Source organism: Algibacter sp. YIN40 (genome assembly GCF_057219435.1).
On the sequence record NZ_JBXVVC010000002.1, the window covers coordinates 306,884 to 322,640 of the forward strand.

At 31.8% G+C, this 15,757-nt stretch carries 14 protein-coding genes; 4 read left to right on the forward strand and 10 right to left on the reverse strand.

Features of this window, described 5'->3' with window-relative positions; translation table 11 throughout:
• Positions 1–15 precede the first annotated feature (15 nt).
• The 5 genes from AC2D6V_RS09170 to AC2D6V_RS09190 form a co-directional block, all read right to left on the reverse strand.
• On the reverse strand, positions 16–1,191 hold the full coding sequence (locus tag AC2D6V_RS09170) for a class I SAM-dependent methyltransferase (protein WP_484647829.1): 1,176 nt from the start codon (positions 1,189–1,191) through the stop codon (positions 16–18).
• A gap of 8 nt (positions 1,192–1,199) precedes the next feature.
• Positions 1,200–2,288, reverse strand: a complete 1,089-nt coding sequence (locus tag AC2D6V_RS09175; RefSeq protein WP_484647830.1) for an AI-2E family transporter — start codon at positions 2,286–2,288, stop codon at positions 1,200–1,202.
• A gap of 65 nt (positions 2,289–2,353) precedes the next feature.
• Complete coding sequence (locus AC2D6V_RS09180) at positions 2,354–2,782, reverse strand: DUF4268 domain-containing protein (RefSeq protein ID WP_484647831.1); 429 nt, start codon at positions 2,780–2,782, stop codon at positions 2,354–2,356.
• Positions 2,782–3,456: a ZIP family metal transporter gene (locus AC2D6V_RS09185; RefSeq protein ID WP_484647832.1), complete on the reverse strand. Its 675-nt coding sequence runs from the start codon at positions 3,454–3,456 to the stop codon at positions 2,782–2,784. The genes AC2D6V_RS09180 and AC2D6V_RS09185 overlap by 1 nt, the downstream gene beginning before the upstream one ends.
• Before the next feature lie 52 nt (positions 3,457–3,508).
• The gene (locus AC2D6V_RS09190) at positions 3,509–4,240 is read right to left on the reverse strand and encodes a class I SAM-dependent methyltransferase (RefSeq protein WP_484647833.1); all 732 of its coding nucleotides are present in this window, start codon (positions 4,238–4,240) and stop codon (positions 3,509–3,511) included.
• Between the two features lie 267 nt (positions 4,241–4,507).
• On the opposite strand from AC2D6V_RS09190, the gene AC2D6V_RS09195 reads away from it, so the two are divergent.
• Positions 4,508–5,665 (forward strand): THUMP domain-containing class I SAM-dependent RNA methyltransferase, encoded by a 1,158-nt coding sequence (locus AC2D6V_RS09195; RefSeq protein ID WP_484647834.1) that lies wholly within the window; start codon positions 4,508–4,510, stop codon positions 5,663–5,665.
• An 8-nt stretch (positions 5,666–5,673) separates the two neighbouring features.
• Here AC2D6V_RS09195 and AC2D6V_RS09200 read toward each other — a convergent pair whose 3' ends face one another.
• Positions 5,674–6,219 carry a hypothetical protein gene (locus AC2D6V_RS09200; protein ID WP_484647835.1) on the reverse strand — a complete coding sequence of 182 codons (546 nt, stop codon included), beginning with the start codon at positions 6,217–6,219 and terminating at the stop codon, positions 5,674–5,676.
• Between the two features lie 509 nt (positions 6,220–6,728).
• On the opposite strand from AC2D6V_RS09200, the gene AC2D6V_RS09205 reads away from it, so the two are divergent.
• The 3 genes from AC2D6V_RS09205 to AC2D6V_RS09215 all read left to right on the forward strand — a co-directional run bounded on the left by AC2D6V_RS09205 (position 6,729) and on the right by AC2D6V_RS09215 (position 11,947).
• Entirely contained in the window at positions 6,729–8,585 is a 1,857-nt protein-coding gene (locus AC2D6V_RS09205) for a DNA topoisomerase IV subunit B (protein ID WP_484647836.1), read from the forward strand.
• Between the two features lie 207 nt (positions 8,586–8,792).
• Entirely contained in the window at positions 8,793–9,278 is a 486-nt protein-coding gene (locus AC2D6V_RS09210) for a hypothetical protein (RefSeq protein ID WP_484647837.1), read from the forward strand.
• Positions 9,278–11,947, forward strand: coding sequence for a DNA gyrase/topoisomerase IV subunit A (locus AC2D6V_RS09215; RefSeq protein WP_484647838.1), 2,670 nt, complete (start codon positions 9,278–9,280; stop codon positions 11,945–11,947). The genes AC2D6V_RS09210 and AC2D6V_RS09215 overlap by 1 nt, the downstream gene beginning before the upstream one ends.
• Here the strand turns inward: AC2D6V_RS09215 and AC2D6V_RS09220 are convergent.
• From AC2D6V_RS09220 to AC2D6V_RS09235, 4 genes are read right to left on the reverse strand one after another with little or no spacing between them, the layout of a single operon-like run.
• The gene (locus AC2D6V_RS09220) at positions 11,944–12,621 is read right to left on the reverse strand and encodes a GNAT family N-acetyltransferase (protein ID WP_484647839.1); all 678 of its coding nucleotides are present in this window, start codon (positions 12,619–12,621) and stop codon (positions 11,944–11,946) included. The genes AC2D6V_RS09215 and AC2D6V_RS09220 overlap by 4 nt on opposite strands.
• Positions 12,608–13,516, reverse strand: a complete 909-nt coding sequence (gene miaA / locus AC2D6V_RS09225; RefSeq protein ID WP_484647840.1) for a tRNA (adenosine(37)-N6)-dimethylallyltransferase MiaA — start codon at positions 13,514–13,516, stop codon at positions 12,608–12,610. The genes AC2D6V_RS09220 and miaA overlap by 14 nt, the downstream gene beginning before the upstream one ends.
• Positions 13,506–14,339: an ion transporter gene (locus tag AC2D6V_RS09230; protein ID WP_484647841.1), complete on the reverse strand. Its 834-nt coding sequence runs from the start codon at positions 14,337–14,339 to the stop codon at positions 13,506–13,508. Before AC2D6V_RS09230 ends, miaA begins: the two co-directional genes overlap by 11 nt.
• 21 nt (positions 14,340–14,360) lie before the next feature.
• Positions 14,361–15,743, reverse strand: coding sequence for an exonuclease domain-containing protein (locus tag AC2D6V_RS09235; protein WP_484647842.1), 1,383 nt, complete (start codon positions 15,741–15,743; stop codon positions 14,361–14,363).
• Between the last annotated feature and the right edge of the window lie 14 nt (positions 15,744–15,757).

Sequence of the window (15,757 nt, forward strand, 5' to 3'; positions counted from 1 at the left end):
GCTTTTTTGTTTGCGCTACTTAGTACAAATAATTATAATTTTATTATTCTTAATATCGGTGGTAAAAAACAAATAAGTGTCTCCACCATCCTTAATATTAAATTTCTTTCTAATGCTTTTTACAGACTCAGTAAAATTTCGTGTAGTTATGTTTGCTTGAGTAATTCTAAGTTTCTTAAATTCTTTTTTATTGTACGGAATGATTTTTTCAATTTTAAAAACCCTTCCAGGAAAATCGACAAGGTTATCACTTGTATATAAATGTGAATGTTTATGTAGTTTGAAAACTTTTAATTTATTAGAAACTGTATTAAATGCACCCGCTTTTAATATTGAAGAATTTGGTTCGTATAAATAGGTGAGTGGTTCAGAAAAAGATGCACTAGCTGGTTTTTCTTCATTAATGTATAAATCAAAATACTCGCAGTCTTGATTTTTTAAATTAGCAGTTTTAATAGTAATGTTTCCATTAAAACTTTTTTCAAGAACCCAAAGTAATTCTTTTACCTCGTTATTAACAGCAACAACGTGAATGGTTTTAACATGTTTTAATTCATTAATACCAATCGATAAATCTAATAGCGGAGAGGTCTTGATGAGTATGTTTGTTGAATATTTAAAAAGTATATTCAAATGCACAGGAACATTAGGTAAGCAGTCCTTTAAAAAGAAAACTTTTCCTTTGGCTTCATGCCTGCGTGATGGATCTATATAAATCCAGTCATAATGAATTTTGTTCGCTTTAATATGCTCAATCCCATCAACAGAAATTGATTGAATATTTTGAACATTCATTATTTGGCAATTGTGCGATACAATTTTAGAAAGGTGCTCATTTATCTCACAATGCTTAACATTTTTAAATACTTTAGAAAAATAAAAACAATCTACCCCAAACCCTCCAGTTAAGTCAATTATAGAATTACCACTTATTAAGGTTGACTTGTATTTTGCAGTAATTTCAGAGGAAGTTTGTTCTATGCTTAATTTGTATGGGTAATAAATATTTTCACTACTAGACCAAGTAGGTAGCTTTTTTTGACAGCGTTTTTTTGCTTCAATTTGTTCAACAATTTCTTTAATATCAGTATCAGGAAATGTACTTCCTTTTAGAAGCAAAGTGTTTATATTAGAATTTAAATTGGCATTTATAAATTCTTGAATGTCAATATTTAAAATATTTTTATTCAAAATTAAGATTATAGGCCTTTAGTAAGTTTTTTTACAATCTTATTTTCAGATAAGAATTCCTTTAAAATCACCTTTATTGCAGTATAAGCAGGTACGGCAATTATTAATCCAATAACACCAAATAGAATGCCAGTAATTAAAATTACTAAAAATATTTCAAGCGGGTGAGACTTGACACTTTTAGAAAATATAATGGGTTGGCTACCAAAATTATCGACTAATTGGCCAATTATAAAAACAATAAAAACCCAAAATGTTTTTGGTAAAATAACAAGGCTAAAACTTTCTCCAAGGTTACTTGTCATAGTAAGAGTTAACATTAAAAAAGCACCTATTAAGGGGCCTACATATGGTATTAAATTCAGAAGTGCGCACAAAAAAGCAATGACAATAGCATTTTCAACACCAATAATTAAAAGTCCAATGGTATAAATAATAAACAGAATGAAAATTTGAAAAATTAACCCAACAAAATATCTTGACAGTAAATCTTTTATTTTTGTTGTAGAGTTTTTCCAATGCGATTCTTTATTATCTGGAATAAAAGTGAGTAAACCATTTTCAAATAATTTACTGTCTTTTAAAAAGAAAAAGGAAATAAATAACACCGAAAACAAACCAATACTAAAGCTACCTAAACCACTAACTACAGAGTTTAAAAAGTTAGGAATCAAACCGAAATCAATTTTAGACAGTAAATTAGATTCTTTTAAAGATTGCTCCACATCAATTTGATGCAAATCGAAATAGGTGATAATTTCACTATATAAATTCTCTATATTACGCTGTAATTCATCAATATTAAGCAGAGAAAGGTTATGCCCTTGCTTAATAATTAGAGGAATAAATAAGCCTACCAAACCAATAAAAACCCCTAACAATAAAACCATAGTGACAATAACCGCAATGGTGTTTTTAAACTTTAAACGGCGTTCTAAAAAAAGTACGATAGGCCTACCAATTAAAGATATAACAGCAGCTATAGCAACATAACCTATAACAGATTGTATTTGATATAGAAAATATAAAACTAGAGCAATACCTAAAATAATGGCGACTGCTCTTAAAATACCATTAGATATAGTGTTAGAATTCAAATGCTGTGGTTTTGCAAGTAAATCTAGTCATTTCATGTTTCATTTGAAAACAAATTCAAAATTAATCAACTGTCTATAACATCTTTGTATTCTTCAAAAAAGGCTTCAAATAAAGTCATTTTTTCATTGAAGAATACCATAACATCACGCCATGTGTTTTTATTATGGACAGAAACTTTTAGTGTTAGAGGGACAAAAATTCTCGATATTTCTTTACTATTTTCTAGAATATAGGTTTCTTCAAAAACAGCTTCAGAAAGATAATCTTCTAAAAGAATAGATTTTAAGGCTAGGAGCTTTTCCCAATGTTTAATACGATGTTCGAGGCTGCCCTCAAGATCTAAAGCAACCAATGCGTTTTTATTGTCAAAATGAAATTTAAAATTAAACCCTTTAAGTTTTGTATTGTATAGAATCCATTTTCTAGGAAATGACTTCCCAAAACTGATCCAAAACTCTTGTCGTAATAAACGCGATTCCTCTTTACTAAACATTATATGAAGTAAGCAATTCCAACTCCTAAAATAATAGAAATAAACTTTGACAGATTGAATTTATGACCTTCGCCACTCTCAAACAAAATAGTTGTAGAAATATGGAAAAAGATACCAATAACAACCGCATTAATGCTATGAGCTAATAGGATACTTAAGTCAACAGTATTCGAAATATAAGTTCCCAAAGGTGTCATTGCAGCAAAGACAACTAAAAACCCAATAATTTTTGTGACACTAAATTCAGACTGAAACAAAAACAAGCTCACAATGGTTGCAATAGGTATTTTATGTACTAAGACACCATAAACCATATCGTTATGCTCATGAATTGGGAAACCTTCTAAAAAACTATGAATACATAAGCTAATAAATAATAACCAAGGAAACGTTGTTTCATTTTTATGTATGTGCACATGTCCGTGTTCTGCACCTTTAGAAAATAACTCCAAAATAATTTGAAGCAAAATGCCACACATAATAAACAGTCCAGTTAATTTCGTGTCTAAATGATTGTATACTTCTGGTAATAACTCGAAAAGGGTTAACGCCAATAAAAAAGCACCACTAAAAGATAGTAAGAGCTTCGTATTCCAACTTTTTTTGTTTTTAGATAATTTTGCAATTATAATACCTAAAATTACAGCGTATAAAGGAAAAAGATATTTATTCATTTAAAAAAATAATTGTCAAACACAGTAAATAATTACTCGTTGAATTATCAACCTACTTAAAAATCATTACTAATCGTTCTGATGTTTTGGCATCAAACTTACGTAATTTATAATCACCAAAAACATCCAGTAAATGCACATCGGCTTTTTCAAAAAGCACTTCAAAATCTTTTAAAGTAAAAGCTCTAACACGCTCCATAAAAGCAAAATCCTCACCAAGCGCCTTAAATTTTATATCCTTAATAATAAAACCATCTTCAACATAACGTTTTAGATTAAAATCAATACCGTCTACGGTTTTTACTTCTTCGGAAACTAAATTATCAATTATAAATTCACTATTCATAAAATCGATAACTCCAAACCCAAATTCATTCAAATTAGCATTAATCGCTTTAATTGTATTTAAGTTGTCTTCATCATTATCAAAATATCCAAAACTGGTAAACAAATTAAACACGGCATCAAACTCCTTATTGTAAGGTTTACACATATTATGAACATCAAAATGTAGTCTATGATTTTCAAATTGCTTAGCAAATTTAATACTGTTTTCACTCAAATCTACACCAGTGACATCATAACCAATTTTGTTTAAATATCGTGCATGCCTTCCTTTCCCACAAGCCAAATCTAAAATAGTACCAGCCTCAGGAATATTTAAGTATGTTGTAAGCGTATCCATAAATGCATGCGCTTCAGAATCGTTCCTATTCTTATATAAAATATGATAAAATGGTGTATCAAACCAAGAGGTAAACCATTTTGTGGTGTCTGTACTCATATATTTTTTTGGTGGTTCCCACGCTTTGGCGTGGTCGGGCTTTTCGCTATATCTTTTTAAAAGTTTGTGTTGTCATTACGAGGAGTGAAACGACGTGATAATCTTTTTATCGATTATAAGATTGCCACGTCACGCAAAAAAGCGTGCCTCGCAATGACGATTCAGTATTTTAAAAAGGATGCCGCTACAATCCCTAACCTAATTGTCAATAAACTTTAACGTTTGCCGCAAAATTACGTTATTTTTGCAATGTATCAGACGAAAAAAATGGAAGAAAATTTCAAGATGGTAGCCAAAACATTATTTGGCTTTGAAGACTTATTAGAAAACGAACTATTACAGTTGGGTGCTCGAGATATCAAGAAAGGTGTGCGTAACGTATCTTTTACCGGGGATAAAGGTTTTATGTATAAGGCCAATTTGGGTTTGCGTACTGCTATTAAAATATTAAAACCCATACATTCTTTTAGGGTTAATAGTGAAAAAGATTTGTACGATAAAATCTATGACATGGATTGGAGTGCTTATTTAAAACCAACAGGTAGTTTGGCAATAGATGCCACTATTCATTCCGATTTGTTTTCACATTCCTTATACATAGCTCAAAAGACAAAAGATGCGATTGTCGATAAGTTTAGAGAGACCGATGGACAGCGCCCCAACGTAGATTTAAAATTTCCAGATTTAAAAATAAATGTTCATATCGATAGACGGCAGTGTACTATATCTTTAGATTCTTCGGGAGATTCATTACATAAACGTGGTTATAAAACAGCCACAAATATTGCGCCTATAAATGAAGTATTGGCAGCAGGATTAGTGATGTTATCTGGTTGGGATGGTCAAAGCGATTTTATGGATCCTATGTGTGGTTCTGGCACCATGCTTATTGAAGCGGCGATGATAGCTTGCAATATTCCACCAAATTTGATGCGTAAAGAATTTGCCTTCGAGCGTTGGCATGATTGGGATGTGGAGTTATTTGAAAAAATTGAAGAATCACTACTTAAAAAAACACGAGATTTTCATCATAAAATTACAGGCTACGATAAAGCACCAAGTGCTGTAAACAAAGCCAAAGAAAATATAAAGCATGCACAGTTAGATGATTTTATACATGTGCAACACGAAGATTTCTTTAAAACCCAAAAAGGTGGAGAAGATAAACTACATATGGTGTTCAATCCGCCATATGGCGAGCGTTTAAATATAGATATGCAAGAATTTTATAGCCAAATTGGAGATACCCTTAAGCAAAGTTATCCAAGTACCGATGCTTGGTTTATTACCTCTAATTTAGATGCATTAAAACATGTTGGGTTAAGACCTTCAAGAAAAATACAATTATTTAATGCGAAGTTGGAAGCGCGCTTAGTTAAATATGTGATGTATGAGGGGAGTAAGAAGGGAAAATATATGAAGTAGAGATTTACTTATTTTTTCATTGAGTGACTATTAACTGATTTCCAATATGTTTCGTAAAAAGCTCCTTTATCAGGATTACTATTATCAATTAAATTTTTGAAATAATTAATTAATTTTTCTTTATAAATATTATTCTTCAATAAGTCATTTCCCTCATTATCAAATGCCATAAATGAAGCATATATTGTTTTTATGTTTTCATCACCTAATGTTGCAATTGTAAAAAGAGTAGAATCTTTTTCGAACAATTTTATATCTTCCCACAAAAGGATAGGATGCTTTTCGCCATTTGAGTGAATTTCTCTATTCCATTTTCCAAAATTGTCAAACATTATTTTTTTTGTATAACAAGAAGTATTGTAAACACAATAAAATTTGACTTCATTATAAGTGAGAGTGTCTTCATTTACAATATATTTGAATTGATCAATTTTTGTATTTTTAATACTCTTTGAAATATAATGTGGACATTTTTCATCTACTCCCTTTTCTGATGCTTTACAAGAAATCAGTAAAATAGAATATATAAAAGTATATAATAGGTTTTGTTTCATAACACTAGGCAACTTTAATTACAGAAAACCTTTTACTACTGAAACAATCACTACAAATATCGGTACAACAACAGCGGTTAATATCAGTCTATAAGCGAAGTTCGTTTTTAATATCCAGAAATGCAATACGCACTTGTAAGTATTACATAGATATCTTGAGTATTTTGCTCTCGCACATTTTTTTCTTTATATATAATACAAACATTATTATGCTTCAAAGAAAGAAATTTTAAAAATAGTAACTGATAAATAGGACTATATTGAAGCCATTCAGCTCATTATTATTATAGCAATTTCTCCAAAAGAAATTTTAATTTATTTATAAATCTCCCGTGCTTTAAAAGTAATAATTGTTATTATTTAGCGATCCTTAAAAAAAAGTAAACAGAGTGCATAAATGTTCTCAACAATGTTGTATTTTTATTGTTAATTACTTTGTTTAGGCACTATTTCATTTTTTGTATTGAAATACTATATTAGCCTTCTATCATTTAATTTCTCACTTTTTAATGGCTGTACAATCTAATTATACCGAAGATAATATACGCTCACTCGACTGGAAAGAACATATCCGCATGCGACCAGGCATGTATATTGGAAAACTCGGTGATGGATCGTCACCAGATGATGGTATCTATATTCTTCTAAAAGAAGTACTTGATAACTCGATTGACGAGTATGTTATGGGTGCCGGTAAAACCATTGAAATTTCTATTCAAGGCACGAAAGTTACTGTTCGCGATTATGGTCGGGGTATTCCATTAGGTAAAGTGGTAGATGTCGTTTCTAAAATGAATACTGGTGGGAAGTACGATTCTAAAGCATTTAAAAAATCGGTTGGATTAAATGGAGTTGGTACGAAAGCGGTTAATGCTTTATCATCTTATTTTAGAGTGGAATCAACTCGTGATAGTAAGAGCGCTTCCGCGGAATTTGAGCAAGGTAATTTAATGAATCAAGATTTGCTTGATGATACTTCTCGACGTAAAGGAACCAAAGTATCGTTTGTTCCAGATGATGCCATTTTTAAAAAGTATAAATATAGAAGTGAGTACATTGTTAAGATGCTTAAAAATTATGTGTATTTAAACCCAGGTTTAACCATAGTTTTTAATGGAGAAAAATATTTTAGCGAAAATGGACTAAAAGATTTGTTAAGTGAAAATATTAATGAATCAGACCGGTTATATCCTATAATTCATCTTCGAGGTGACGATATAGAAATAGCGTTAACACACAGTAAAACACAGTATAGCGAAGAGTACCATTCGTTTGTTAATGGACAAAATACAACGCAAGGTGGAACGCATTTAAATGCCTTTAGGGAATCTTTAGTTAGAACCATTCGTGAGTTTTACGGGAAGAATTATGATGCATCAGATATTAGAAAATCTGTTGTAAGTGCCATAGCTATTAAAGTTATGGAACCTGTTTTTGAAAGTCAAACAAAAACTAAACTAGGTTCAACAGACATGGGTGGTGATTTGCCAACGGTGAGAACCTATATTAATGATTTTATAAAAAGAAATCTTGATAATTTTTTACATAAGAATCCTGATTCGGCAGAGAAAATTCAACGTAAAATATTACAAGCTGAACGTGAACGTAAAGAATTATCAGGAATAAGAAAGCTAGCAAAAGACCGTGCTAAAAAAGCGAGTTTACATAATAAAAAATTACGCGATTGTCGTGTTCATTTTGGAGATACTAAAAATGAGCGTAATCTAGAAACCACCTTATTTATTACTGAGGGAGATTCAGCATCTGGAAGCATAACTAAATCTCGCGATGTTAATACCCAAGCTGTTTTTAGTTTAAAAGGAAAGCCTTTAAATTGTTACGGATTAAGCAAAAAGATTGTTTATGAAAACGAAGAGTTTAATCTTTTACAAGCGGCATTAAATATTGAAGAAACATTAGAACATTTGCGTTACAACAATGTTGTAATTGCTACCGATGCAGATGTTGATGGAATGCACATTCGTTTGCTACTCATTACATTTTTTCTTCAATTTTTTCCTGAAGTCATTAAAGAAGGGCATTTGTACATACTCCAAACACCATTATTTAGAGTTAGAAATAAGAAGGAAACTATTTATTGCTATTCTGACGAAGAAAGGCGTAATGCCATAGAAAAGTTAAAACCTAAACCAGAAATAACCCGATTTAAAGGACTTGGTGAAATTTCGCCAGATGAATTCAAACATTTTATAGGAGACGATATTCGTTTAGATCCCATTATGCTGGATGATAATATGTCAATTGAAGAATTATTAGCATTCTATATGGGAAAAAACACACCGCTACGTCAAGAATTTATAATTAATAACCTAAAAGTGGAATTAGACTTAATAGAAGAAAAATAAAATTAAATTAGATATGTTGTATATTAAAGATAAAAAAACAGCAAAGAAAAGATCTTATGATTATTTACATGCACACGATGTGACTGACAATGCAAAGAGACGTCGTAAAAAGGGAAGAGTAATGCTTAACGGTAAACCAAAAAATTAAGAGTTTATTTAAAATAAATTCTGAGACTACAAAGCTGAGAGTTAACAACTAGATAATTTATGAGAACTAATAATGGTAAAATTCGAAATGTAATTATTTCTGTATATTTTATTCTTATTGTTATGGCTATTATTATGGCGACTGTTTTTAGTGCTTTCAAAGATTTAACAGGAAGCGCTACCTATACTTTTTTAATGTTTTTACTTGGGTTTGTTGGTCTGCTGTTTTTGGTACATTGGATTGCAAAATATTTCGAGTACGATAGCGATGGAATGAAAGTGGTATTGATAAATCGTGGGCTGCTTTTAACTGATTATGTAAATTATAGAGAATACCAAGTAGAATTTGAAAAAGCAGATTTAATTTCCTATAAGTTTAGCAATTATTTGGTATACAAAAGTTTGACTTTATATATTAGAAAACCTTCTGGAAACACAAAACGGGCAAATTTTAATGTGACACTAGTTAATAGAAAAAAAAGAAAATATATAAGACAGTCTTTACGAAAAATGGTAAAAGCTAATAGAAATAAAGAAACTATTTAATGGCAGAAGAAAGTGACAATTTAATAAATCATCAAGACGAACCCCAAGAAACCATTACCCGTGTAACGGGAATGTATAAAGATTGGTTTTTAGATTATGCGTCTTATGTTATTTTGGAGCGTGCTGTACCCGCAATTGAAGATGGATTTAAACCAGTACAGCGCCGTATCATGCATTCCATGAAGGACTTAGATGATGGGCGCTACAATAAGGTTGCCAATATTGTTGGGCATACAATGCAATACCATCCGCATGGTGATGCGAGTATAGCGGATGCAATGGTCCAAATAGGACAGAAAGATTTGCTAATTGATACACAAGGAAACTGGGGAAACATTTTAACAGGAGATAGAGCAGCAGCATCTCGTTATATTGAGGCGCGCATTTCTAAGTTTGGATTAGACGTTGTTTTCAACCCTAAAATTACTGAGTGGCAAGCAAGTTACGATGGTCGTCGTAAAGAACCTGTTAACTTGCCAGTCATGTTTCCGCTTTTATTGGCTCAAGGAGGCGAGGGGATAGCCGTTGGTTTGTCAACAAAAATATTGCCTCATAATTTCATAGAACTTATTGATGCTTCAATAAAACACTTACAAGGGAAGCGTTTTACTATTCTTCCAGATTTCCCAACAGCAGGAATTGCCGATTTTTCTAATTATAATGATGGACTTCGCGGAGGTAAAGTTCGGGTTCGATCAAAAATAGCACAGTTAGATAAAAACACATTAGTTATTACTGAATTGCCTTTTGGAACAACAACATCTTCTTTAATAGATTCCATCTTAAAGGCAAACGACAAAGGAAAAATAAAGGTTAAAAAAATTGAAGATAATACGGCCGCAGAAGTTGAAATTTTAGTGCATTTACCTTCCGGGTTGTCTCCCGATAAAACAATTGATGCCCTATACGCTTTTACTAGTTGTGAATCGTCTATCTCACCTTTGGGTTGTGTTATTGAGGACAATAAACCGTTATTTGTTGGTGTTACTGAAATGTTACGCAGAAGTACAGATAACACAGTTCAATTGTTAAAGCAAGAATTAGAAATTAAGCTTAGTGAGCTTGAAGAACAATGGCATTTTGCTTCGTTGGAGCGTATCTTCATTGAAAACAGAATTTATCGAGATATTGAGGAAGAAGAAACTTGGGAAGGTGTAATTAGTGCTATAGACAAAGGTCTAAAACCTCACATAAAGCATTTAAAACGTAGCGTAACTGAAGATGATATTGTTCGTTTAACTGACATTAGAATTAAACGTATTTCGAAGTTTGATATTGATAAAGCACAGCAAAAAATTGATGCTTTAGAAGATCAAATAGCAGAGATAAAACATCATTTGGCTAATCTAATTGATTATGCAATTGCTTATTTCACAAGGCTTAAAAAAGAATATGGAGAAGGGCGAGAACGCAAAACAGAAATAAGAACCTTTGATGATGTAGATGCAACTAAAGTGGTTATTAGAAACACGAAGCTTTATGTAAATAGAGCAGAAGGATTTGTTGGTACGTCACTGAGGAGAGATGAATACGTTGGTGATTGTAGTGATATTGATGATATTATTGTTTTTACCAAAGAAGGTAAAATGATGGTTACAAAAGTAGACTCCAAAACTTTTATTGGTAAGGATATTATCCATGTAGCTGTCTTTAAAAAGAAGGATAAGCGTACCATATATAATATGATTTATCGTGACGGTAAAGGAGGTCCTTCATATATTAAGAGGTTTGCAGTTACCTCCATTACAAGAGATAGAGAATACGATCTAACTAATGGAAACAAAGGCTCCGTGGTTTTATATTTTTCAGCAAACCCTAATGGGGAAGCAGAAGTCGTCACTATTAATTTACGACAAGCAGGAAGTATTAAAAAATTAAAATGGGATATTGATTTTGCCGATATTATTATTAAAGGTCGTGTGTCCAAGGGAAATTTGGTCACAAAATACTCTATTAAACGTGTAGAATTAAAAGAGAAGGGTGTTTCTACTTTAAAACCTCGTAAAATCTGGTTTGATGATAATGTGCAAAGACTTAATGTTGATGGGAGAGGAGAACTCGTTGGTGAGTTTCGAGGTGAAGACAAATTACTAATTATAACACAATCTGGGGTAATTAAAACAGTGACTCCAGAAGTTACCATGCATTTTGATAATGATATGATTGTTCTGGAAAAATGGATTCCAAAAAAACCAATATCTGCTGTATACTTTAATGGAGAAAAGGAGCTGTATTATGTTAAGCGTTTTTTAATTGAGAATGAAGGGCGAGAAGAAATTTTTATTCCCGAACATCCTAATTCGCAGTTAGAAATTGTTTCAACCGATTGGAAACCTATGGCAGAAGTAGTTTTTGCTAAAGAGCGTGGTAAAGAGAGAAAGGATAACCTAGAAATAAATCTAGAAGAATTTATTTCGGTTAAGGGTATTACTGCTTTAGGAAATCAATTAACTAAGGATAAAGTGAATCAAGTAAATTTACTAGATCCTTTGCCTTATGAAGCACCAGAAGAAGTTCATGCAGATGAATTAGAAGTAATTGATGAAACAGAGGTTACTCCAGAAAGCCCTGAGAAAATAAAGAAAATTGATGGACAACTACCGGCTTCAGAAAATGGGTCTAGTGATAATTTTGAAATTGATGAAGAGGGGCAGATTACATTGTTTTAAACTTGAATTCTCCAAAAACTAAAAGTTCTTCTTAGTTCAAACCCAAGTTTTTCATAAAGTTTAATTGGGCCAATGTTGGTTTGGTCAACATGTAGAAATGCTACTTTGTTCTTTTTGAAAATACCATTTGCAGTATATGTTATGAGCTGTTTCGCATAACCATTCCCTGTATGGTAAGGATGGGTGATAACGGCACTTATCTCAATAAAATTTTTGGTTTGCATGCGCTCTCCTATGGCTGCTACAAGTTTTTCTTCTTTATAAATACCAAAATATTGTCCTAATTTTTGTGTCTTCTTTTTAAAAAACTCTGGATAAACTAATTTTATTAAAACCATTAAATCATCATAATGTTCATCAGTTAGTTCGATGATGTTTTCTGTAATTGCATAGTCTGTTTCATTATACAGAATCATTTGCAACCCAATATATTCTTTTATTGATCTAATGTGTGAAGGTAATTTTGGTTTATCGCCTACGATAAAAAAATCTTTAATTAATTTAGAGTGGGCATCAATAGCATCACTTGTATCTTCATTATTTATAAAGGCTCCAAATGGTGCATAGTCTGGATGATAAAACTTCACATTTCCATAATCAATGGCTTCATTATTCTGATGTTCAGTTAATGCATACCAAACAGGGTTATCTAGTGGTGTTTCATCGTATACCATCTTCGATGTTTTTTATAATTTCAGTTAAAGGAGTCTTATAATCAAACCAAAAAGTGCTGTTATTTTTTTTGAACCATGTGAGCTGTCGTTTGGCAAAACGCCGGGTATTTTTTTTGATTTCTGAAATAGCAAAATCTAGTTCCCACAAGCCATCAAAATAATTAAATATTTCTTTGTAACCAACTGTTTTCAAGGCGTTCAAGTTTTTATATTCCAACAGACTCTTTACTTCATCTATTAGACCGTCATATATCATTATATCGACGCGTTCATTGATGCGATTATAAATCGTTTCTCTTTCCGCTGTTAAACCAATAGTTACTGTTTTAAAGTTACGCTTCGCTTTTCCTTGATTTAAAAAAGAAGAATAAGGCTTGCCAGTACCCATTGAAATTTCTAATGCTCTAATAATACGGTGGGGGTTTTCTATAGCAATAGTTTTAAAAGATTCTTGATCTAGAGATTGTAATTGATTCTGGAGATATTCCAGCCCTTTCGTTTTTAAATCATTATTTAATGCCTCTCTAATATTACTATCAACTTCTGGGAAATCATCTAGCCCAAGAGTAACTGCGTCCACATAGAGCCCAGAACCACCAACCAGAACCACCACATTATGTAATTCAAATAAAGAATTTAGTTTATGTAAAGCATCTTTTTCGAAAGCACCTACATTATATGTGTCATGAATAGATTTATGATGAATAAAATGATGCTTTGCATCAGCTAACTCTTCCTTTGATGGAGCTGCGGTTCCTATCTGCATTTCCTTGAAAAATTGTCTAGAATCTGCCGAAATTATTTCAGTATTAAAATGTTGTGCTAACTTAATGCTAAGTGCTGTTTTTCCAATTGCAGTTGGACCAACAATGGAAATAAGGTATTTAGTCTTCATTTAATAATTCACCACAATTATAACAATACTCAGCATTATCGCGATGCTTTCTAGCCATGCAATATTGGCAAGTTTGTGTATTGGTTTGAATGGAACGTTTATTGGTTTTTACCATTTCCGCAGAAACAATACCTGTAGGTACCGCAATTATGGCATAACCCATTAACATGATAACAGACGCTATTAATTGCCCTAATGCCGTAGCTGGAGCAATGTCTCCGTAGCCTACTGTAGTTAGTGTTACAATAGCCCAATAAACACTTCTAGGAATACTCGTAAAACCACTATCCTGACCGCTTTCAACCAAATACATGATGGTTCCTAAAATCACACAAAGAATAAAGACAAACATCATAAACAAGATGATTTTTGCTCTACTTACTTTTAAGGCTCTAATTAGGTTAGTAGACTCGCCAATATATCTTGTAAGCTTGAGGATTCTAAATATACGAAGAAGTCTTAAAGCTCTCAACGCAACCAAAGAATGCGATCCTACTAAAAAGAACGACAAATACTTTGGAATAGTAGAAAGTAAATCAATAATACCATAAAAGCTAAAAATATATTTAGTAGGCTTCTTGACTGCTATAATTCTAGCAATATATTCTATTGAAAATAAGATTGTTATTACCCATTCTGCAGTATTCAAAAGAGCGTGATGTTTTTTATCAATTTCATCAATACTCTCAAGCATTACAAAAATAATACTAACTATAATGGCAATAAAAAGTATGATGTCAAAAACCTTACCTGCTGTTGTATCAGCTTCGTAGATAATTTCATGAAGTCTAAATCTCCAACTATGTTTTTTTGGTTTATCCATGTTATCAAATGTAATAAAAGATTAGGTATTTGTTGAATTGGTATTTAATTCAACTATTTTAAACCCTTTTTTTCGTCTTAAGTAACTTTGAATAATATGTTGTGTATCTCGATTGTTATCCATTGGTGTTATAATAGATTCTAAAACTTCTATATTATTTATTTGATAATTTAAGTTGAAAAACCCTAAGCCTTTAAAAAGACCGTTTTCAATTAAGATGGCACTTTTTTCATCTACTTCGCGACCTTTATCAATAATAACCATGTTTTTATTCTTATAGCTGTTTTTCTCTATGAGGGCGGAGACGCGCTTATTATAATTTTTTGGTAACTCTTCTTGAATACAGGCGCCTTCACAAGTTTTAATATCATAATTAAAACAACTTGTTTTGGTTTTGTAAACACCCGTTAATTTTTGGCAAAGTTTAAAATCATCAATTGATTTTTCAATAAAACTCTTACCGCTTTGTCGGTTGCTAAAGGTGGTAATCGGTTTTTTTCTATAATCAGCTACATCAATTTTTAGATTGATGTAATTATTTTCATCTGTAAAACTATATAAAGCGTGTGTAAAAGTAGTACGTCTTAATGCACGATTGAATATAGGTTTGTTTCTTTTTATTTCTTCACTTTCTTTTAAAAGTGCAACAAGCTCGCTTCCTGTAGCTTCATAAGTTACTGTAGTAACTAATGCTTGTATTTTTTTTGATTTCGGATTTGTACCAGTAAAGTGCTGATTAATGCGCTTCTTTATGTTTTTGCTTTTACCAATATAAATTATTTCGCCATCCAATTTGTGTATATAATAAACCCCAGTTATAGCTGGTAGTTCTGCAATGATATCAATGTGACGCGGTTCTAGCTGGTGCTTTGGATTTAATCTTACAGATTGCTGAATAATACTCTTTGAGGTATCCTTGTCAATTAACATTTTAAACAACTTAATAGTAGCTAAAGCATCTCCTGAAGCTCTATGTCTATCTGTTAAAGGAATTCCTAGAGAACGCACCAATTTACCCAAGCTATAAGATGGCTGCTCTGGAATTAAATCTTTAGCCAATTCGACTGTACAAAGGGATTTTCGCTCGTATTCGAAGCCCAAGCGACGAAATTCAGTACTCAAAATTCTATAATCAAACTGGGCGTTATGTGCCACTAGAATACAATCAGTTGTAATTTCAACTATGCGTTTTGCTACTTCGTAAAATTTAGGAGCATTGCGCAACATGTTGCTGTTTATGCCTGTTAGGTTAACTACGAATGGCTGAATCTCACGCTCTGGGTTAATTAAGCTAATAAATTGATCTACTACTTCATGGCCATCATACTTATATATTGCTATTTCAGTAATGCCTTCTTCATTATACTTTCCTCCGGTGGTTTCTATGTCTAATATTGCGTACAAAAAGTGTTTATGCT